Origin of the sequence: Alkalicoccus daliensis (assembly GCF_900103955.1) — a bacterium.
Classification (GTDB): Bacteria; Bacillota; Bacilli; order Bacillales; family Salisediminibacteriaceae; genus Alkalicoccus; species Alkalicoccus daliensis.
Map to the genome: position 1 here is coordinate 123,983 of NZ_FNIL01000008.1, position 18,858 is coordinate 142,840.

Annotated in this window: 21 protein-coding genes and 1 riboswitch; of the genes, 10 read left to right on the plus strand and 11 right to left on the minus strand. The window is 42.5% G+C overall.

The annotated features are described in order from the left end of the window. The first annotated feature begins 12 nt into the window (after positions 1–12). Positions 13–996 carry an NAD(P)/FAD-dependent oxidoreductase gene (locus BLP92_RS12700; RefSeq protein WP_090843332.1) on the plus strand — a complete coding sequence of 328 codons (984 nt, stop codon included), beginning with the start codon at positions 13–15 and terminating at the stop codon, positions 994–996. 105 nt (positions 997–1,101) lie between these two features. Beyond that, positions 1,102–2,037 (plus strand): glycine betaine ABC transporter substrate-binding protein, encoded by a 936-nt coding sequence (locus BLP92_RS12705; protein ID WP_090843333.1) that lies wholly within the window; start codon positions 1,102–1,104, stop codon positions 2,035–2,037. A 100-nt stretch (positions 2,038–2,137) separates the two neighbouring features. Here the strand turns inward: BLP92_RS12705 and BLP92_RS12710 are convergent, their stop codons facing one another. Both BLP92_RS12710 and BLP92_RS12715 read right to left on the minus strand, forming a co-directional pair. Then, the gene (locus BLP92_RS12710; RefSeq protein ID WP_090843334.1) at positions 2,138–3,079 is read right to left on the minus strand and encodes a DMT family transporter; all 942 of its coding nucleotides are present in this window, start codon (positions 3,077–3,079) and stop codon (positions 2,138–2,140) included. Positions 3,080–3,260: 181 nt separating this feature from the next. Next, complete coding sequence (locus BLP92_RS12715) at positions 3,261–3,809, minus strand: DUF4334 domain-containing protein (protein WP_175444285.1); 549 nt, start codon at positions 3,807–3,809, stop codon at positions 3,261–3,263. Between the two features lie 241 nt (positions 3,810–4,050). Between BLP92_RS12715 and BLP92_RS12720 the strand changes: the two genes are divergently transcribed. Beyond that, the gene (locus BLP92_RS12720) at positions 4,051–4,515 is read left to right on the plus strand and encodes a DinB family protein (protein WP_090843336.1); all 465 of its coding nucleotides are present in this window, start codon (positions 4,051–4,053) and stop codon (positions 4,513–4,515) included. A gap of 33 nt (positions 4,516–4,548) precedes the next feature. Beyond that, positions 4,549–5,265 carry a PAS domain-containing protein gene (locus tag BLP92_RS12725; RefSeq protein ID WP_090843337.1) on the plus strand — a complete coding sequence of 239 codons (717 nt, stop codon included), beginning with the start codon at positions 4,549–4,551 and terminating at the stop codon, positions 5,263–5,265. Between the two features lie 102 nt (positions 5,266–5,367). Here BLP92_RS12725 and BLP92_RS18280 read toward each other — a convergent pair whose 3' ends face one another. Then, positions 5,368–5,502: a hypothetical protein gene (locus BLP92_RS18280; protein WP_280138092.1), complete on the minus strand. Its 135-nt coding sequence runs from the start codon at positions 5,500–5,502 to the stop codon at positions 5,368–5,370. 348 nt (positions 5,503–5,850) lie between these two features. Next, positions 5,851–6,516: a thiaminase II gene (gene tenA / locus BLP92_RS12730; protein ID WP_090843338.1), complete on the minus strand. Its 666-nt coding sequence runs from the start codon at positions 6,514–6,516 to the stop codon at positions 5,851–5,853. Positions 6,517–6,636: 120 nt separating this feature from the next. After that, positions 6,637–6,738, minus strand: a riboswitch (TPP riboswitch). Positions 6,739–6,887: 149 nt separating this feature from the next. Here tenA and BLP92_RS12735 point away from each other — a divergent pair. Together BLP92_RS12735 and BLP92_RS12740 are read left to right on the plus strand one after the other, a co-directional pair. Further along, a complete protein-coding gene (locus tag BLP92_RS12735) occupies positions 6,888–7,424 on the plus strand; it encodes a YfiT family bacillithiol transferase (protein WP_090843339.1) in 537 nt (178 codons plus the stop codon). 16 nt (positions 7,425–7,440) lie between these two features. Further along, positions 7,441–7,863, plus strand: coding sequence for a VOC family protein (locus tag BLP92_RS12740; RefSeq protein WP_090843340.1), 423 nt, complete (start codon positions 7,441–7,443; stop codon positions 7,861–7,863). Positions 7,864–7,963: 100 nt separating this feature from the next. Here BLP92_RS12740 and BLP92_RS12745 read toward each other — a convergent pair whose 3' ends face one another. After that, positions 7,964–8,935, minus strand: coding sequence for a M28 family peptidase (locus BLP92_RS12745; RefSeq protein WP_244516840.1), 972 nt, complete (start codon positions 8,933–8,935; stop codon positions 7,964–7,966). Positions 8,936–9,352: 417 nt separating this feature from the next. Between BLP92_RS12745 and BLP92_RS12750 the strand changes: the two genes are divergently transcribed. Then, positions 9,353–9,721, plus strand: a complete 369-nt coding sequence (locus tag BLP92_RS12750) for a nuclear transport factor 2 family protein (protein WP_090843341.1) — start codon at positions 9,353–9,355, stop codon at positions 9,719–9,721. A gap of 877 nt (positions 9,722–10,598) precedes the next feature. Continuing rightward, complete coding sequence (locus BLP92_RS12755; RefSeq protein ID WP_090843342.1) at positions 10,599–11,543, plus strand: DUF6612 family protein; 945 nt, start codon at positions 10,599–10,601, stop codon at positions 11,541–11,543. A 155-nt stretch (positions 11,544–11,698) separates the two neighbouring features. Here the strand turns inward: BLP92_RS12755 and BLP92_RS12760 are convergent, their stop codons facing one another. Beyond that, entirely contained in the window at positions 11,699–12,751 is a 1,053-nt protein-coding gene (locus BLP92_RS12760; protein WP_090843343.1) for an iron-containing alcohol dehydrogenase family protein, read from the minus strand. Further along, entirely contained in the window at positions 12,744–13,400 is a 657-nt protein-coding gene (locus tag BLP92_RS12765) for an MtnX-like HAD-IB family phosphatase (protein WP_090843344.1), read from the minus strand. Before BLP92_RS12765 ends, BLP92_RS12760 begins: the two co-directional genes overlap by 8 nt. 429 nt (positions 13,401–13,829) lie before the next feature. Here BLP92_RS12765 and adhP point away from each other — a divergent pair, with 429 nt between their 5' ends. Then, positions 13,830–14,843, plus strand: coding sequence for an alcohol dehydrogenase AdhP (gene adhP, locus BLP92_RS12770; protein WP_090843369.1), 1,014 nt, complete (start codon positions 13,830–13,832; stop codon positions 14,841–14,843). 57 nt (positions 14,844–14,900) lie between these two features. Here adhP and BLP92_RS12775 read toward each other — a convergent pair whose 3' ends face one another. The 4 genes from BLP92_RS12775 to BLP92_RS12790 all read right to left on the minus strand — a co-directional run bounded on the left by BLP92_RS12775 (position 14,901) and on the right by BLP92_RS12790 (position 18,409). Continuing rightward, on the minus strand, positions 14,901–16,583 hold the full coding sequence (locus BLP92_RS12775) for an ABC1 kinase family protein (protein WP_090843345.1): 1,683 nt from the start codon (positions 16,581–16,583) through the stop codon (positions 14,901–14,903). Between the two features lie 67 nt (positions 16,584–16,650). Next, positions 16,651–16,983 carry a hypothetical protein gene (locus BLP92_RS12780; RefSeq protein WP_090843346.1) on the minus strand — a complete coding sequence of 111 codons (333 nt, stop codon included), beginning with the start codon at positions 16,981–16,983 and terminating at the stop codon, positions 16,651–16,653. A gap of 109 nt (positions 16,984–17,092) precedes the next feature. Then, positions 17,093–17,974: an SMP-30/gluconolactonase/LRE family protein gene (locus BLP92_RS12785; RefSeq protein WP_090843347.1), complete on the minus strand. Its 882-nt coding sequence runs from the start codon at positions 17,972–17,974 to the stop codon at positions 17,093–17,095. A gap of 60 nt (positions 17,975–18,034) precedes the next feature. Further along, positions 18,035–18,409 carry a hypothetical protein gene (locus tag BLP92_RS12790; protein ID WP_090843348.1) on the minus strand — a complete coding sequence of 125 codons (375 nt, stop codon included), beginning with the start codon at positions 18,407–18,409 and terminating at the stop codon, positions 18,035–18,037. Between the two features lie 208 nt (positions 18,410–18,617). On the opposite strand from BLP92_RS12790, the gene BLP92_RS12795 reads away from it, so the two are divergent. Continuing rightward, complete coding sequence (locus BLP92_RS12795) at positions 18,618–18,839, plus strand: heavy-metal-associated domain-containing protein (RefSeq protein ID WP_090843349.1); 222 nt, start codon at positions 18,618–18,620, stop codon at positions 18,837–18,839. Positions 18,840–18,858: the final 19 nt, after the last annotated feature.

Genomic DNA, 18,858 nt, shown 5'->3' on the forward strand with positions numbered 1-18,858 from the left:
CAGGTGAAAAAAATGAAAGATGAAGAAGTGTATGACCTTACGATTGTCGGCGGTGGGCCTGCAGGATTGTTCGCTGCTTTTTACGGTGGAATGAGGCAGATGAAAGTGAAAATCATTGACAGTCTTCCTGAAATCGGCGGACAGCTTGCCACGCTTTATCCAGAAAAATATATTTATGATATCGCAGGTTATCCGAAAGTAATGGCGAAAGATCTGGTAGACAATCTTGCAGCCCAGGTAGCCCAGTTTGATACTCATATTGTTCTGGAAGAGGTTGTCGAGAATATCAGTAAAGGTGAAAAAGGGATTTTTTCGCTTACTACTAATAAAGCAGATCATTATTCAAAAGCGGTTATTATTACTGCGGGAGCTGGTGCTTTTGAGCCGAGAAGACTGGCGTTATCGGATGCTTCGAAGTATGAAGGGAAAAATCTGCACTATTTTGTTAATGATTTACAGTCTTTTGCAGGAAAGAAAGTGCTTATTTCAGGCGGTGGAGATTCGGCGGTCGACTGGGCACTGATGCTGGAACCAGTTGCAGCAGAAGTAACGCTTGTGCACCGCAGAGAAAAATTCCGCTGTCATGAACACAGTGCAGAACTGCTGCGAAGCTCACGAGTAAAAATCAAAACTCCATGCACTATGGAGCGGCTGGTGGGAAATGATACGATAGAGCAAGTTGTACTAAAAGAAAAAGAAGGTATGGAAGAAGCTTTGGAGGTCGATGCTGTAATTGTTAATCACGGATTTGTATCATCTCTTGGCCCGATCAAAGACTGGGGCCTGCATATAGAAAAAAATACAATTCCGGTGAATTCCAAAATGGAAACAAACATAAAAGGGATTTACGCTTCCGGTGATATTGCCTCCTACGAAGGAAAAGTGAAGTTAATTGCAATCGGGTTCGGGGAAGCACCAATTGCAGTTAATCATGCCAAATCGTACATAGATCCTGCTGCAAAACTCCAGCCAAAGCACAGTACAGCTATGTTTTAATCCAGGTGGAAATTTTTTTTATCTTATAGTAAGGTTAAATAATGTGTGTCATCAGCTTCCGGAAGTGGAAGGCAGTGAAATTAAACTAATCTGAAGGAGAGATCTATGATTTTAAAAAGAAAGTATCTTACAGGAACAATTGGCATGACGAGTGTTCTGCTGCTGGCAGCATGCGGAAATGAAAATAACAATGCTGCAGAAGACAATACAGGAAATAATGAGACAGAAGAATCGTCAGGGGAATCTATCGGCGAACAGGTGAATTATGAAATCGTGGGAATTGATCCAGGAACAGGAATTATGGATAATGCCGAGATTGCGATTGAAGAATACGGCCTTGATGAAAACTGGTCCGTGCTCAGCAGCTCAGGTCCTGTGATGACTTCGGAATTAGGAAATGCGATCGAAGACGAAGAGCCGATTATTGTTACTGGCTGGCAGCCACACTGGAAGTTCATGGAATATGACCTGAAATTTCTGGAAGATCCGGAGCTGGTCTTCGGGGAAGGAAATGATATTCATACTTTAGTACGCAACGGACTGCAGGAAGATCTGCCGGGAGCATATCAGGTAATTGACCAGTTTCACTGGGACATGAGTGATATGGAAGAAGTAATGGTAATGGCAGAGGAAGAAGATACAGAAGTGGAAGAAGCTGCAAGACAGTGGATTGAAGAAAATGAAGAGCTTGTAGCGGAATGGACAGAAGGTGCAGAAGAAGGGGATGGCCAGGAAGTTGAATTTACGCTGGTAAACTGGGCGGACGCTGTTGCTGCAACCAATGTAGTAAGTGAAGTGCTGAAGGATCTGGGCTATGAAACCAATTTGGTAGAAGTAATGATCGACGCAATGTACGCCGGTCTTGCAACAGACGGAGCGGATGCAATGTTTGCTTCCTGGATGCCTGCGCAGCAGCAGTATTATGATGACTATGAAGAAGACTTTGAAGACCTGGGTCCAAACACGGAAGGTACCAGAATTGGCCTGGTGGTCCCTGCCTATATGGATATTGATTCCATTGAGGATTTAAGAGAAGAATAATTTTCGGATTTGTTAAAACGCTGTGTGAGATATTTTTCACACAGCGTTTTGCATTTTTAAAAGTACCTGCAGCGGACTGGGGCCAAACGGTGGAATCCGGTTAATATTCCCTGCTCCAGGAATATTCCTTTCCGGGATATTTTTTCTTAATACGCCGGCGGAAAGAAATAACCGTGAGTACTATGGATATAATAACAAGTACGAAGCCTGCAGCCTGATACAGGGTGAGTATTTCATTTAATACATAAACACTGATAATTACAGAGATAACAAGCTCTACAGAAGAAAGTATCGCAGCCTTGCTTGATTCTACATATTTCAGGCCGAGAGTAAATAATACGTATGCAAAAATAGTGGAGATAATGGAAATTCCAAGCAAGGGGACCCAGATGCTGCCGCCAAGGAGCAGCGCGCGGTGTTCCCAGATTCCACTTGCTGGAAGAGAAAAAATACTTCCGCTGAGCAGGGCATAAAAGGTAATCGTCAAAGGGTGATATAGTCCGCTGACAAATTTGCCAAGCAGGCTGTAGGAGGCCGCAAACAAACCTGCTGCCAGGCCTAGCAGCACAGTGGTAAATGCAATGGGAGTAGCTCCTGCAGGGATCAGCCCTATAGCGAGAGAGCAGCCCAGGATCGTCAGTACGATAGCAATATTTTTCTGGAGTGTCAGCTTTTCGTTATATAAAAATTTCGCGATGAGCGCCGCAAAAACCGGAGAAGTATAAACAAAAACGACGGCAATCGCAATGGAAGCCTGGTCCATCACCGCAAAGTAAAACCAGTTAAATAAGGCGATACTTAACGCGCCTAAGGCAAATAAGTAGGGGAAATCTTTCCATCTTACTTTTAAATATTCTCTGGCGAATATAAGCATCACGATAAGCAAAAGCAACGTAGAGAGAGTCAGGCGGGCTGCCACAACCTGCCAAGGGGAAAAATCGTAGCTGTACAGCTGCTGTACGAACAGGCCGGTAACCCCCCAGCAGGCGGCACCGCTGATCACAAAAATATAGCCAAGAGCGGCGTTTAATTTTTCTCTCATGCTGATTCCCCCTTCTTCTCGTTTTACCTGGCGTACTGCTAAACTATCGCATATAGACCGTGAATACAATGAAAGAGAAGGGAAATTCGAGGTACTTTTTCAATATAATAATTTAGACAGCGGAAATAAAGGCTCCAGTTTTATTAAGGTTAGTGAATTCCAGGTAAACTGCAAAACCATTTCAGCTGAATGGGTTTCTCTCAAGCACAAAAAAGTATCCTGATTTTTTGGGATTTCTGGTTTCCATCACGCCGAGAACGGTATTTTCATCTACTTTGCGGAATATGTCATTGATACCATGATGGTCATATATCATGGCAGCACTTAGTTTTCCACGGTATTCAAGCGTTCCTAAGCGGGCTTTGGGTGCGTTTGTCTTCATTAATGGAGAAACGAATTTAAAAACGGGGACCAGGAGAAAGTGAGGAATCTTTTCTATGGGAAGATGAAATGGGATAAATACAGGATTTAAAAAATAACGCTCTTTATTTTTCTTTTCCATTACCAGCGGATGAACTATTTGAGGCGTAATAAATTCTTTGCCGTACCAGTTTACTTTTGGAAGCAGTCCGCCAAAAGGATGTGCGGCAGGAAATTCTTTTCCCTGCCAGAGTCCTTTCAAAAAGGGAATTTCCACACTTTCCAAAGAGTCAAAAAAATGAAATGCCTCCACAGGAGAAATATTTTTCTGCAGAAGAAAACTGTCCAGCTTTTCTCTAGGTGCATTCATAATCAGCGCTCCTTCCTGTATACGTGCTTTAATTAATCTTAACATGTCACAACGGAAAATTCGCTGTAATGCCTGAAGGAGAGTAAAATTATACAAGGACAGGGAAAAGAGTTATAATTTATTGAGAAATCGTAAAGTGCCTCTGCAGGCGTGGATCAATTGGAAGGTTCTATACTATTATTAAATAGGACTGAATTGAGAAATATGAAAAGAAATATGAAAAGATCGAAGGAGGAGTTTGATGTCGAAAGTAACAGCTCCACTGGAGAATATGAAAAGCTTTACCGAAAAGTTAAAAATGGAAAATAATAATGTGCTGAATATCCCGGTAAAACCCGGGAAATGGTCGACGCGTGAAATTATTGGTCATTTATATTACTGGGACAGCTATATCAGTGAATCTATAGTGCCTTTTTTAAATCAGGGCAGGACCCTTCCTCCTTTCCCAAATCACAATGTATTTAATAGAGCTGCAGTTGCCGCACTTGAAGGGCGGAGTGCAGGGAGGATAATTGACAGTTTTATAGAGGGAAGAATAAGGCTGATAGAGCAGCTGGAAGCTGCCGGTCATGCTGCAGAGGTAAAGCTGCAGGGAGCAGAAGAAACATTAACTGTGCATAAAATTATTAATATATTTTCATCGCATGACAGCCATCATCAAAAACAAATAGAAGAATTTTTAGAGACATATAGTGACCGTGGATAAATCAATACATATGACGAAAGGGGTATTTAACAATTGTATAAAGCGGCATTGGAATTAATTGATGAAAGTATCTTAATTACAGACAGTAAGTTAATCATTCAATACATTAACACCTGCTATGAAAATACTTTCAAGCTGGAGAGAGAAGAAGTTGTAGGGAAGCATTTACATGATGTATTTTCTCATTTAAAAGATAACCAGAAAGTCCTCTCCAGAACCTTAGAAATAGGAGGCAACAGCAAATTTAAAAATGTCCCCCTTTCGTGGAAAGGAAAGGATTATATCCTTGATATTGATACCCGGCTGGAGCACGATGCAGAGGGGGAAGTGGAACATATTGTGACGCGGCTTCGTGACATCACTGAGCAGGTAATGGAACGTAAGGAAATGGTAGAGGTGATCAATAATTTAACCGTAAATATTATCCGTTTAAATGATACTACCGGTGTCCTGCCGCTGCAGCCGATTTCATATGAATCACAGTATGAACAGCTGATACATGAAACAACCCAACAATCTCTGCAGCTGAAACTGGAAGTATTAATTATCGATTTATCTTCTATTTCAAAAGTCGATGACAGGTTTGTATCCATCATTTCAAATTCGTTCCAGGCATTAACGCTGCTGGGAATACGAGTAGTATTTTCCGGGGTGCACCCAAATCTGGCAAAAGGACTGCAGCCATTTATTCGGGAAATGAAAAACTATCCGAGCTACAGTAACCTGCGAGCTGCATTGAAAAGCTTATAAAACAGAAAGCTACCTTGAAAATAAAAGTTTTGCTAAAAAGAAGTAATCATACTGCTTCACTTTCGGAGAGGCTTGCCCCAGAGCTTGTTCTCGACTAATTTCTCACACAGGGCACGGCTTCCATCGATCCACAGACAGCAGGGCAGATACCGCCATGCTGTCTGAAGAAGCAGGATCGATTCCGCTCGTGCTTCGTGTACTTCCAGAAGGCCACTTGAATTCTCCAACTGCGCTCATCCTTTGGGCGTTCTCTCCTTCGTTCCACAGCAGTATAAATTTTCATACTTCATGGTGCAAAAATTTTGCATGAGTGTCTCTTTTAATGTTCAAGGTGGATAATAATAGAAGTCTTCGCTGCAACTGACCAGCCGCGGCTGCGCGGAATCCTGTTTAATCCGAAGAGACAGCTGAAGGATTTCTCCGTGGGAAGCGAAGAAAAAGGGGCCGCAGGCGTACCTTTCTTATATCAACATCAGCCATTAACAGAGCCAAACAGAAAGAAGCCGCATTCGTGCGGCTTCTTTCTGTAACTGGAACTGATTTTTATTTCAGAACATACGGATTTACTCAGTATTCGGGGAAATACTAAACAGGCCATTTCTGCTGCGTATAAGCCATATCAAAAAACATATATTCCATGCGGCAGCCAGTCATAAAAAGCTTCCGCATGCTCTCACACTCTTTTGCTGTAGATTGTTCCGCAATTTTATCCAGCCATTCCAGCGTTTTATTTATACGGGGTTCTTCCTGTGCCCCATAAAAAGAAATCCATGGATAAAAAATATGCCGCTTGTTTCCCTGAATTTCTTCATAAAGGCGCTTTCCTATATCCAAATAGACCCAGGGACAGGGAAGTGCTACTGCCAATGCTTCGCCAAGCGTACCGGAAGCGGCCGTCTGGAGCATCAGCTGGCTGTAATGGTGGGCTGCAGGAGCAAGGGACTCCCCGTGAAGTTCTTCATAGCCGACGCCTGCGACATCACAGAAATTGTGATGAGGATGAGATTCATCATTTAAAATAAAGGAGATCCCTTCGTTCAGCAGTGCCATTTCTTTTCGGCTGGAGCATTTCGCCATTGTCAGCGCACGTGTCTGAATCATTGCGTTTAAGTATTCATAATCCTGTTTTACGTAATGAATTAATGCTTCTTTACTCAGGGTTTCATCTTTTAGTTCCTGAATAAAAGGGTGATAATAAATCTTTTCAAATAAAGGTTCAGCTTCTTTTCTCAGGTCCTGCGTAAAACTCATGTTTTCTCATCCTTCCAGGTTTGGTTTTTAAGAGTCCACCACTGGAGGAAGAGCATCAAAAAAGCCTTTTCCTGATACGGAAAGGCTGCATGACGCACACAGGGACAGAATATGCCCAATGGTGCGCTGACGCCACTTCCCTACGCTAGTATGAACTAGATCAGGTTCAAAGGGATCAAGCTGTGCTTGTCTCAGCCGCTAACGGCACCCCTAGTGGAAACTATTTGGATCTACACTAACAGTAGCAGATTTTCCAAAATTTTTCAAACGCCTAAAGAATGCGGGTTCACGAAAAAGAGATATATAATTTTAATGGGAGGAAATATATAATGAAACAAGGATATTTGTTTTAAATTTGGGAGGTAGAGAAAATGGAAAAGCTGCAATATCCAATTGGGCGTTTTACACAGGCCGGCTATACGGATGACGAAATTAATGCATGGATTATGGAAATTGAAGAAATCCCCGGGCAGTTAAAAGAAGCAGTAGGAGAGCTGTCAGATGAACAGCTGGATACTCCTTACCGGCCGGGTGGCTGGACGGTAAGGCAGACGGTGCATCATATCGCCGACAGCCATATGAACAGCTATATCAGATTTAAACTGGCCCTTACAGAAGATGCTCCGCGAATCAAACCTTATGAAGAGGCAAAATGGGCAGAGTTATCTGATAGTGAACTTCCAGTGGATGTGTCTCTTGCACTTTTGGAATCGCTCCACAGCAGGTGGACTGCTTTACTCTGGTCCTTAAGAGAAGCAGATTTAGAAAAAACCTTTCGTCATCCAGCAGATGGAGAAGTTTCTTTAGGCATAGCTATTGGTTTATACTCCTGGCATGGAAGGCACCACATTGCACAAATTACTTCATTAAAGGAGCGGGAAAACTGGCAGAAAAGCTCCGATATTTAAAAAAGGAGGAAATGTGATGGCGATCAACGTGTACTTAAACTTCAATGGAAACTGCAGGCAGGCTGTAGAATTTTATGCTGATGTCTTTGATACGGAAGCTCCCCATATTATGACATTCGGAGATATGCCCCCGGACAATGATTATCCATTGCCGGAGAAAGCAAAAGAACTGGTGATGCATACACAGATGCTGCTTCAGGGAACAAGAATCATGTTTTCTGATGTGCTTCCCCACATGAAACATACCGAGGGAAACAACATCAGTCTTGCAGTTGTGTTAAATGATGAATCTGAACTCCGTCGTCTCTACGGACGCTTAGCAGAAGAAGGAAAGGTACAGATGGAGCTTCAGGAAACTTCCTGGAGCAGTTGCTATGCAAGTCTTACTGATAAATTCGGGATTGAATGGCAGCTGAATTATGAAGAAGAACCTGTCTGACTTTGGATGCAGAAAACATGCTGTCCCGAGATATACGGCTGTCTTAGGGGAACCAGAAAAAGAGCGCAAACAGGGGTCTCCTGATTTGCGCTCTTTACAGTTACTTCTTGGACGTGCTTGTTTTATTGGTAAACTTAAGCATATCGGTTAATAAGGTACTGAAAGTAGAAAGCCGTTCTTCAATTCTTCCTGGAAACTCCCGCTCAATAAAATCTATCGTATCCATATTGGTATGCCAGATCCCTCCAAATTTCTCCGTTTGTTCATATCCGTCCATATCTCCAATTTCCCAGTTCGTTGCTTCGAGATAGGTATATGGAATTCCAAGGTTTTTGAAAGGGACGTGATCACTCCAATCTCCAGTAGTTCCTGCAGGATAATTTGGGTTCAGGCCGGGATTAATGCCGACATTCAAATTCTTTTTCGCTGCAATATTTAATGCCTGGTCACGAAGGAAACCATCTGCTCCTTCACTTCCATGTACATACATTTTATCTCCGGCTGCAAGGCTGTCCAGATTTATCATTGCCAAGGTATTTTCGATTTCCTCTGTGCTCATCTGTCCGGCATAATGCCTGGAGCCCCGGAGACCCACCTCTTCTGCTCCAAAAGCAATATACACAATGGAATAAGGAGTCTTTATCTTGCTCAGCACCTCAGCTGTTTCAAGCATCACACCTACCCCGGAACCATTGTCATCTGCACCGGCTCCGCGGCGGACAGAATCGTAATGGGCACCTACAATAATCTGCTTATCTGATTTACCTTTTTTATATGCAATCACGTTCGCAGAGCTATTTGATCCATAAGTGAAGTTCTGCAGTTCAGTTTCCAGTCCAATCCGCTCGAACTGTCCCTGAATATAAGCAGCTGCTTCCTGCTCTGCTTCCGTCCCGGCAATGCGGGGACCAATTTCTTTTGATAAATACTCCATATGAGCATAAGCCATTTCACCGGTTTTATGCGCTTTGGAAGGGTGATATTCTACAGGAGCAGCAAAAACAGAGGTGCTGAAAACAGACATTAGCGTTAATAGAGTAATTAACATAACGGAAATTTGTTTTTTGAACATTCATGACATCTCCTCTGATAATAAATTTCACAGCTGGATCCTTCGTTTTCGAAATAAGGTTAATACTTAAACGCCACTGTTACACCACATTGAAAGAGATGATAAAAACTGTTTAATATGCAGTCACCACACCACTCCCATGAAAATTATGTATTTGTTGGATTTAATTATAATGCGGCAGTGAGAGATACAAAAGAAAATATTGTAAAGTATTAAAATTAAATACTTTTGATAGAAGCAGTTTTTGAAATTTCCAGGGAATTATTACTATAAAGCTTCCACGAAGCATGACAGAACACCTATTCCTCGATAGATTCCTTAACAATACCTATTTTTTTAGAATGGTTAGTTTTTTCCTGAAAAGAGGTATATATGTAAAAAGAGATTACATTTACTGGTTCTGGAAAGGAGCAGCCTATGACAACTAAAACGGAAGAAATGGTCCGTGCTTTTAATGAAGCATTTGCTGCAAATGATATTTCTTTTATGGCGGATAATTTAACCGAGAATGTCTCCTGGTGCAAAGTTGGTGAAAGAACAATTGCCGGTAAACAGGAAGTGCTGAATTTATTAAATGAAGAAGGCGGGGAAGGCATTTTCAGCCTTACTATCGAGCATGTAGTCACTCACGGGAATATTTCCATGTGCAATGGCAGGCGGGAGGTTACAAACGCTTCAGGAAATAAGCAGATTTTTGAATTTTGTGAAGTCTACAAACTGAATCATGACGGCAGAATAAAAGAACTTATATCGTATGCAATTAACACTACTTCCGCGCAGAAGTAGTGTTTTTTTATTGGCTGGGAAATTATAAGTTACTACTTTTGCAGGTAACCTGCTAATTGATAAAAGAGAAGAGGGCAGATACTTATTTGCTAATAACAGATTCGAAGCTGCTAATAACAGATACATAGGGAAGCTGCGTTGTTAAAATCAGATCCCTCCCTTTTAGTAACAGATACGCACAATAATAACAGAATACCCGCTGCTAAAAGCAGATAATTCGTCATCGTGTACAGATAACTGCTGCTAAAGACAGAATACGAGAACCTTGTCCATGCTTAAAAATCATATTGAATTTTTGCATAACCAGTCTATCGAAGGAAAATGCAAATATACAACTTTTGTTCCTGTTGTGTTAAGAGAAGTACGATTCTTGCGGCTGCTTTTAACTTTTCATGCAAATGGTGCAATCGGTTAAGCTGGAAGATGTGTTCGAATATACTCCCCTTATGCAGAATAATCAGCTGGCCTGCCCCCATTAAAAACCACCGCTGCTGTGAAACGCAGGCGAGGACGCTCGGAGGATGAAGCGCAGTCAGAGAATCCATTCCGAAGAAGCGGAGCGGCAGAGAAATTAGCCGAGGACAAGCCCTCGAGCAAGCATTCGCCGAAAGTGAAACAGCAATATGAAACTCTTTTTTTACATAGAAAGATGAAAAAATTCAACAAAATATGGTTTTCTTCATAAATTTCAGTCCAGCAACCAAGAAAATATTTTAAGAATTTCAACGAAGCTCCGACTACTGCCAGGCTCATATTTTCCTAGTATTTTATAATGAATTTCTCTTTGTTTAATGTTTTATTTTACCTATTTGGGGAAGCTTTATTCATATTGGGGAATTAAATTCCCGAAACTAATATTTAAAAAGGATGGGATAATGTGAAGAAAGCCAGTGTAATCACGGTAGTTTCAGTAGGTACCGTTTTAGCAGGTGCTACTTTAGCCTCGGCAGAAGAGCAGTCAGCAGAAGAGGTGCTGCAGCAGTCAAATGAAGCGATGGAAAACCTGGAAAGCTTCTCGAACATTATCGAAACCGAAGAAAGTACTGCAGGAACAGAAGGAGAAATGGATGCTTCCACTACTTTAGCGCAGGATGTTATTATTGATCCTTTTAAAATGCGCCAGGAAACAACGATTATGAATCCTGATGGAGAGGAAGAAACACTGCAATCATACTTAACGGAGGAAGGCTACTTTCAGGAAGATGGGGAAGGCGGCTGGATCCTTGTAGACAATGACACGGAATACATGGAGGAAATGGCTTATTATCCGCATGATCCAGTTGCGGAATTTATGAGTCTGGATGAAGAAATCGAACTCGGTGAGGAAGATGGCTACTACGTTCTGACTTATCAGGGAGACGGAGAAGAATTTGAAGATCTATTTAATGATATGGATGAATTAAATGAAGAAGCGAGTGAAGAAGAAGTAGAAATGGTGGAAGAAATGCTTGATGATATTGAACTCAGCGATGTTTATTACGAGCTTCATATTGATCAGGAAACTCATTATTTAACAAATTCTTATCTGGAGCTTACTATGACGCTGGATGTTGAAGGCGCGGAAACTGCTATTGATCAGACGATAGATATGGAGTTTCATAACTTTGACAATGTAGAGGACTTTGATCTTCCGGAAGGTGTACTGGAAGAAGCTGAATCTCTTGAAGATATAGTAGAAGCTGAAATTGAAGAAGAGTTTGAAGAAGGAGACGAGATGGCTGACACAGCAACGAACCAGCCGCTTTGGACCGCAGTAGGTTTTCTCTTCCTTTTCGCAGCAGGCGGACTGCTTCTTGCCGGACGTAAAACTGAAAAAGCATAATTTCTAATCTGAAAGGTGTCCCCTTAAAAATTAAGGGGACACCTTTTTAAGTGGTTATAAAATCAGTTTCTTGGTAAGAAATCGCTTTGTTATAAAGCTTTCGCTATGTGAGGAAAATAAGCTTCCCATAGACAATAATAGTTTTTAGCTTGCAGCTACACCAGAATATCAGCTAATATTTTATCTTTATGCAGAAATTCCAGCGCGCGGCTGCGGTATTTTTGTTCGTGCAGAAAGGTGTATCTCTGCGGCTTCATCTCAGGACTTTTCTCAATGGCATGATGAAAATCAGTTTTTTTCATTTGGAGCGTTTTTACATAGGTGAAAAATCCGGTTCTGGAAAATACTTTTTCCATTCGCTCTGCCCGATGGTCCTGCACATGCGCCATAATGTAAGAGGCAATTCCAATCTGCAGTCCATGCATTTGCGGCGCTGCCGCATATTTATCAAGTGCATGAGAAATAAGGTGTTCTGAACCGCTGATCGGCGCGCTGTTTCCGCTGATGACGGTAGCTACTCCCCCCATTGTGAGAGAGCTAACGAGTTCCTTAAGAAATGTTGGATGTTTGATATCATCCATGGGAGTACGGATAAAGCTGTTGACCGCTTTTTTACTCAGCATGGCTGCGAAAGCATTTACCTGTCCCACACCGTGGAAATCTTCAAATTCCCAATCGTAGAGCGCAGTGATATTCGACATCAAGTCTCCTATTCCAGCGAGAACAAATTTGTCGGGGGCCTGCTTAATCACATCCAGATCTGCAATGATGCCATACGGCACTTTTGCAGGAACAGTGGTTTTACGGCCATTAATAATCAAGGAACAGTTGCTGCTGGCAAAGCCGTCGTTGGAAGCGGAAGTAGGGACACTGAGAAAGGGGATATTCCTGGAAAAAGCAATATATTTCCCATGATCAATGACAGCCCCGCCTCCGACCGCAACGATAACATCGTATGCCTTTATAGAAAATGCCTGCTGAATCAGATCGTTTATGTTCAAATCTTCTGCCAGTTTTAGAGTGTCAGGAACGATTTTTGAAAATGAATTTTTCACATCTTCGGAAAATGTCTGAAAAGTAAAGTGATCAAAGAGAATCATTGCATTTTCAAACCCGTGACGCTGAAATGTAGTTTCGAGCTGGTACAGGCTTCCTTTCTTAATATCCAGTACTGCAGGTATAGGAATATTAGTAATCGGATTAGTCATTTGTTAAAAATCCTGTACGCTGCAATTCCTTCTCGATTTCTTTAAAGTTTTCTACCGTAATATGAGGGACTCCTTTACTCGATAGAATTTCAGGCAGTGCAGCTTTCGCGAAAGTGACATCAGCATGCACAGCAGGGTGGGAATCAGGCTCGCTGTCTCCTGCAAAATGAATAGTTTCGTATTGCTGCTTTAATTCTTCCAGGACAGTGGCTTTATCTATGCCGTAGCGATCGGAGTGATACCGGTGTTCCGGATCGATGTGCAGATGAATATTCCGGTCTTCATAGTAACCTTTATTGGAAAGCACAGTGACATTTTTTATGTTGTAATGATCTAAAATATAATTAATGTAATAATCTGTGCCGGCGCTCAATACATAAAAATCTCCGCCGTGATCCTGCACTTTTTTAATAAATTCAGGAACGTGTTCATCGATAGGAATTTCCAGGACGTCTTCAATGATCTGTGATTCATTTTGATGAATGGAAGAAAATACAGTGCTGAGGAAATCGATATCTTTTATTTCTCCGCCCTTCCACTGCTTTACCATATCTGCGCCTTCAGGAAAGTACTTTTCAATTACGATCCAGTAAAAATCCTTCTTCGAGATAGTGCCGTCAAAATCCGAAACAAATGCCCATTTTTTCATGTCTATTCCTCCAGTTTCTAAAATAGCTTAGTCTGTATTCACTTTTATAGTTTATCATGAACTTTTTCCCTCATTAAAAGAATATAAACAATCGAAGCTGCCAGGGGATAGGAAGGCAGTCGAATGAATTTTTAACGCCAGCCGGCATTGAAAACAGCTGTAGATAAGACGAGGACAAACCCGCCATACAATGTTAATCATTTGCAAAGTTCAAAGAGCAAGGTAAATAAACATGATATTCGTGCCAAAGAATAAATATTGTCTAAATTGTGAAATATTTCACAAAGTCTTGATTCCTATGTTCCCAGAGGTATAATTTAAGTGTAGTTAGCATTTTAAAATCCATAGGATAAAGGGGATGTTAGCATGACAGGTCAAGTAATGAATAATCCGTCAGAAGAAGAAAAAGTAAGTGGAGTGCAGGAAACAATGAAGGCAGCAGTAGTAAATCAGTTTCATGAGGATTTGCGCATTGAAGAAGTTCCTGTACCACAAGTGGGGGCAGGCCAGGTATTGGTTAAGATTAAGGCCTGCGGTGTGTGTCACACGGATTTACATGCGGCGCATGGAGACTGGCCTGTCAAGCCGAAACTTCCCCTGATTCCGGGACATGAAGGCGTGGGAGAAGTCACTGCAACAGGTACGAACGTAACACATCTGCAGGTTGGCGACCGTGTGGGCATTCCCTGGCTGTATTCTGCATGTGGGTACTGTGAATACTGTCTGGATGGAAAAGAGACGCTCTGCAAAGATCAGCAGAACGCTGGGTATTCTGTGGATGGGAGCTATGCAGATTACTGCCTGGCAGAAGCAGATTATGTAGTGAAAATTCCGGACAGCCTCAGCTATGTCGATGCAGCACCTATTTTCTGCGCTGGTGTTACTACTTATAAAGCGTTAAAAGTAGGTGGAGCAAAGCCCGGGGACTGGGTAGCAATTTACGGTATCGGAGGTCTTGGCCACGTGGCAGTTCAATATGCTAAAGCGATGGGATATAACGTGGTGGCTGTCGATACATTCGATGAGAAGCTGGAGCTTGCAGAAAGCTTGGGAGCTGACAAAGTAATCAATCCGAAAAAGGAAGATTCCGGCGAATTTATTCAAAGAGAAGTTGGCGGCGTACAGGCTTCCATCTGTACAGCTGTAACCAAGCCAGCCTTTGGGGAAGCCTACCGTGCTGTAAAGCGTGGAGGCACTTGTGTCGCAGTGGGACTCCCGCCGGAAATGATGGAAATCCCTATCTTTGATACCGTATTAAATGCAGTCAGTGTGGCAGGATCTATCGTCGGCACGCGTAAAGACCTGCAGGAAGCACTGCAGTTTGCAGCTGAAGGAAAAGTGCAGACTCACATTGAAACAGCGAAGTTAAGCGAAATTAACCGGGTATTTGCCGATCTGGAAGCAGGAAAAATCAACGGGCGCATCGTGCTTGTAAATGAATAAACCGAAAAAGGATAAAATGAAAAGGCCGCTTCCTCAGGAAAGCGGCCTTTTGCTTTGCTACTGTTTTTTCCGCTTCCAGAGGATGGAAATCATCGCCCAGGCAAAAAGCAGGAAAAACAGAATAAATCCAATTTCAAGTACAGGCAGCTGCAGCAGGCCGGACGGGTCCGGAGCTCCAAGCGTAATCCCTAATATCAATGCGCCAAGAATGAAGCTGACAGCCAGCAGCAGGATGCTGAGAGACAGCTGGTTGGCAGCCTGGCTTACCCTTATGCCGAGGAGCTGCATTTCAGGTATCTCTACATCGTGATGAAGCTTTCCTTTTTCCATCGTGGCAGTCATTTTCTTGATCGTATCGGGCAGGTCGCCGATGATATCCATATATTCCAGCGCATAGGAATGCAAATTTCTTTTCATTCTTTTTACACTGTAATGCTGACGCAGGATCTCAGGCCCGAGGGGTTCCACCACTTCAATAATGCTGATATCAGGATCAAGTGTACTGATCAGCGACTCTGCTGTTACGAGAGATTTCGCAACCAGCGTGATATCATGCGGTATCTCAATATCAAAGTCCCCGATTAAGCTGAGCAGGTCATTAATTACCTTGCCAAATTGAATTTCCTGCAGTGCTGTGCTGAAATATAAGTCCTGGAATTCTTCGATTTCTTTTTTTAGCGCAGGACGATTAATTCCTGGGGGCATGTTGCCGATTTTCCCTACAGCGTACATGATCTCATCAGTATTTTTGCGGAGTATGCCCATCACCAGTTTTGCAAGGCTCGCACGAAGATCTGAATTCAGTCTTCCGACCATGCCAAAATCAAGAAACGCTACTGCATCGTCTTTCATTATAAAAATATTCCCGGGATGAGGATCGGCATGGTAAAAGCCATCGATAAAAATCTGGCGGCAGAGAGTGTTGGCAATAATTTCAGAAATATGCCGCCGTCTTTCACTGCTTATTGAAGAAAGATCCAGCTGGTTGATGTTCTTTCCGGCAATCAGCTCCATTGTCAATACCCGCTGTGTCGTGCTGCGCCAATCGATCGCAGGTATGTAGACATTCGGATCCTCGGCAGTCTGCTGATAAATTTTTTCAGTATTTCGACCTTCGATTGTATAATCCAGTTCCCGGCGTATCATTTTCGAAAATTCTTTCACAAGTGTCGGAAGATGATATCTCTGCAGCCCGTGAATATGTCTTTCTGCCAGGCCGGCAAGCTCATGAAGAATGTCCAGATCAATTTCAATTTTCCGCTGGATGCCGGGACGCTGGATTTTCACTGCTACGGCATTCCCATCGTGCGTTTCTGCTCTATATACCTGGCCGATGGAAGCAGAAGCAAGGGGCTGCTCCCTAAAGGAAGCAAAATATGTAGATAAAGGCTCGCCCATCTCTGTTTCAAAAACTTTCTGTGCTTCGTCGAGCGGAAATTCTGTTACGTGATCCTGAAGTTTTTCCAATTCTTGAATCAATGCCGGTGGGAAAATATCATTTCGCGTACTTGCAATCTGTCCTAGTTTTACAAAAGAGGGGCCGAGTTCTTCCAGTAATATCCGGATACGCTCCTCTGTAGATTTGTGCGGCTGCTTTTCTTTCACCCGCATGCGCTGCAAGCCGGGAATTTCATTGAATAAACCGATTTTCTGCACGAAAAAGCCAAATCCATTTCGAATCAGGGCACGGATAATCTGCTGGAAACGACCAGCGTGTTTGAGCTGAGAGTATTTGATCATTCGGATCACTCCAATTAATTACTTCCCAAATTATAGCATTAATGCCGGGGACGTATGCCCAGAGATTTTAAGAAGTACGAAAGTAGTTTGGCTGAAGATGAAGCAGCTCCTGGATATCATCTACAAGCAGAATAAAATAATCCAGTTCATGGAGGTCCATTTCCGGGGAATCCGCTGCAATCCTGGCAGCTGGGATGCCAAAAATATTTTTCGTTTCAGGAGGGACAAGCAGATCTCCCATGGAGACTGTCATCATCTTTGCATCATGTAAATCCTCCGGCAGCAGCCTCTCAAATGGGCCTTCCACCGAATAATAGGATACGGTTTCTTCTGATCTGACTTCTGCGAGCAGCCATTTGGGGTCGAGCCTGCCTTCAATTTCTTCAAACAGTATTTTCATCTTTAGATCTTCCTTTCTTTATTAAATATGACAACGATGAATTCAGTGACTCAAGAAAAAGAAACAGCCTCTCTTATGGAAAGAGGCTGTTAAGAAGAAATTGAGTATATTACGTATAGTCCTGAAAACGGTAGGAATTCACGCCTTTCACACCAGGTTTCACCCTGAATATGCCCCCTGCATGAGGTTCTTCTGCGAGCTCCTCTTCCGATTTGCCTTCCCGTGCAGTAGTAATAAACAACTCATCCATCTCGCTCCCGCCGAAGCAGCAGGAAGTTACGTTGGAGGCAGGAACATCTATTTTCTCCAGCACTTTCCCTTCCTCAGGATCGATTCTGCGGACACAGCCTCCGTCAAAGAAAGCAACCCAGAGCATTCCTTCACGATCCATCGTCATTCCGTCAGGGTGCCCGAAATCATCAGGTACCTCGAAGACAATTTTAGCTTCCCCATTAATAACACCGCGGTTAAAATCAAATGGATAGGCACGGATTTGATGGGTGGGAGTATCAATAAAGTACATCAATTCTTTTTTCTCATCCCACACAAGTCCGTTGGAAATCGTTAAGTCTGTAATTTCAGTGGTGACAGTTTCTTGTGTATCCATTTTATACAAACTTGCGTTTCCTTCTTCTCCTTCGAGCACCATTGTACCCGCCCAGAAATTGCCGAGAGGGTCACATTTTCCGTCATTAAAACGATTTCCCGGCAGCTCCTCCTCGGGGTCACTGATCTGTGTGAGCTTTCTTGATTCCCGGTCATAGCGGTAGAACCCGTGATCCATTCCGAGATACAAATAACCTTTTTCACTGAGTACAGCAACGCCGACACGCTGTTCCACAGGATGCGCTTCGTTTTCTCCAAGGGGGTCAAGGAAGTTTACGGTTTTTCCTTCAATGTCCACCCAGATCAGCTGCTGCTGTTCCTTATCCCAAAACGGACCTTCTGCTAACCGGGCTTTTGCATCATATACAAGTTCTGCTTTTTTCATTTGCACATCACCTCCTGCATCTATTCCCGTTAAGTGTAAAGAAAAAAACAATAATTGTCTTTATTTATCTGCATTCAGCTTATTTTCTTTCTTTAATGCATAAAACATCATAATGATTCCGATTACTACAAGAACAGGCTCAATAATATTCGCTTCAGGCCCATCGGTTAGACGGTGTAGCTGGAATACCCAGTGAATGACAACAACATCAAAACTTGCGAAAAAGCCGGAAGCGAAAATCACCCCATGAAAGAAAGAAGGAGGGAAAAACCGGAGCGTTATATAATAAAATGCCAGCGTCATCACCAGCACGAAAAACAGGGCCCATAACCTTTCCGGCAATGTTTCTGCTTCAAATCCGAAAGCTTTGGCTCCTGAACTGTGGAATAGAAAATCAACATAAAATACCCCAAGAAAAAAAGCGAACCAGCGCATTGAATTTTCTCCTTTCATAAATAAATGACTCTGCCATCCTATTCCCAGGCAGGGAGGAAGAAAAACAGCTGACTCAAACTGGCAGCTCTTCATTAAGAAATAAATCATTTAATAATACTTAGAATAAATACTTCTTGATGGAGGTCAATTTATTAATATCAGTCCGGACTTAAAATAAAGGTAACAACAGATAAGGGAGGAGAAACATATGAAAAAAGCAGTATATCAATTAGAAGCACTTACCTGTCCCTCATGTATTCAAAAAATCGAAAAGTCACTCCGTAAAACCAAAGGAGTGGATACAGTGAAAGTACTGTTTCATTCGAGCAAGGTTCGCGTCCAGTTTGAAGAAGAAGCAATTGAAGCGGAGGAAATAGAAAGTAACATCAGCAGACTTGGATATCCTGTACTTTCCACGAAAGTTTCTTAAAAACTGCCCAGGGAGGAGA

What these genes read in the sequence shown, in the direction of transcription:
- BLP92_RS12700 (WP_090843332.1), top strand. Translation starts at nt 13, where the DNA reads ATGAAAGATGAAGAAGTGTATGACCTTACGATTGTCGGCGGTGGGCCT.
- BLP92_RS12705 (WP_090843333.1), top strand. Translation starts at nt 1,102, where the DNA reads ATGATTTTAAAAAGAAAGTATCTTACAGGAACAATTGGCATGACGAGT.
- BLP92_RS12710 (WP_090843334.1), bottom strand. Translation starts at nt 3,079, where the DNA reads ATGAGAGAAAAATTAAACGCCGCTCTTGGCTATATTTTTGTGATCAGC.
- BLP92_RS12715 (WP_175444285.1), bottom strand. Translation starts at nt 3,809, where the DNA reads ATGAATGCACCTAGAGAAAAGCTGGACAGTTTTCTTCTGCAGAAAAAT.
- BLP92_RS12720 (WP_090843336.1), top strand. Translation starts at nt 4,051, where the DNA reads ATGTCGAAAGTAACAGCTCCACTGGAGAATATGAAAAGCTTTACCGAA.
- BLP92_RS18280 (WP_280138092.1), bottom strand. Translation starts at nt 5,502, where the DNA reads ATGAGCGCAGTTGGAGAATTCAAGTGGCCTTCTGGAAGTACACGAAGC.
- tenA (WP_090843338.1), bottom strand. Translation starts at nt 6,516, where the DNA reads ATGAGTTTTACGCAGGACCTGAGAAAAGAAGCTGAACCTTTATTTGAA.
- BLP92_RS12735 (WP_090843339.1), top strand. Translation starts at nt 6,888, where the DNA reads ATGGAAAAGCTGCAATATCCAATTGGGCGTTTTACACAGGCCGGCTAT.
- BLP92_RS12740 (WP_090843340.1), top strand. Translation starts at nt 7,441, where the DNA reads ATGGCGATCAACGTGTACTTAAACTTCAATGGAAACTGCAGGCAGGCT.
- BLP92_RS12745 (WP_244516840.1), bottom strand. Translation starts at nt 8,935, where the DNA reads ATGTTCAAAAAACAAATTTCCGTTATGTTAATTACTCTATTAACGCTA.
- BLP92_RS12750 (WP_090843341.1), top strand. Translation starts at nt 9,353, where the DNA reads ATGACAACTAAAACGGAAGAAATGGTCCGTGCTTTTAATGAAGCATTT.
- BLP92_RS12760 (WP_090843343.1), bottom strand. Translation starts at nt 12,751, where the DNA reads ATGACTAATCCGATTACTAATATTCCTATACCTGCAGTACTGGATATT.
- BLP92_RS12765 (WP_090843344.1), bottom strand. Translation starts at nt 13,400, where the DNA reads ATGAAAAAATGGGCATTTGTTTCGGATTTTGACGGCACTATCTCGAAG.
- adhP (WP_090843369.1), top strand. Translation starts at nt 13,830, where the DNA reads ATGAAGGCAGCAGTAGTAAATCAGTTTCATGAGGATTTGCGCATTGAA.
- BLP92_RS12775 (WP_090843345.1), bottom strand. Translation starts at nt 16,583, where the DNA reads ATGATCAAATACTCTCAGCTCAAACACGCTGGTCGTTTCCAGCAGATT.
- BLP92_RS12780 (WP_090843346.1), bottom strand. Translation starts at nt 16,983, where the DNA reads ATGAAAATACTGTTTGAAGAAATTGAAGGCAGGCTCGACCCCAAATGG.
- BLP92_RS12785 (WP_090843347.1), bottom strand. Translation starts at nt 17,974, where the DNA reads ATGAAAAAAGCAGAACTTGTATATGATGCAAAAGCCCGGTTAGCAGAA.
- BLP92_RS12790 (WP_090843348.1), bottom strand. Translation starts at nt 18,409, where the DNA reads ATGCGCTGGTTCGCTTTTTTTCTTGGGGTATTTTATGTTGATTTTCTA.
- BLP92_RS12795 (WP_090843349.1), top strand. Translation starts at nt 18,618, where the DNA reads ATGAAAAAAGCAGTATATCAATTAGAAGCACTTACCTGTCCCTCATGT.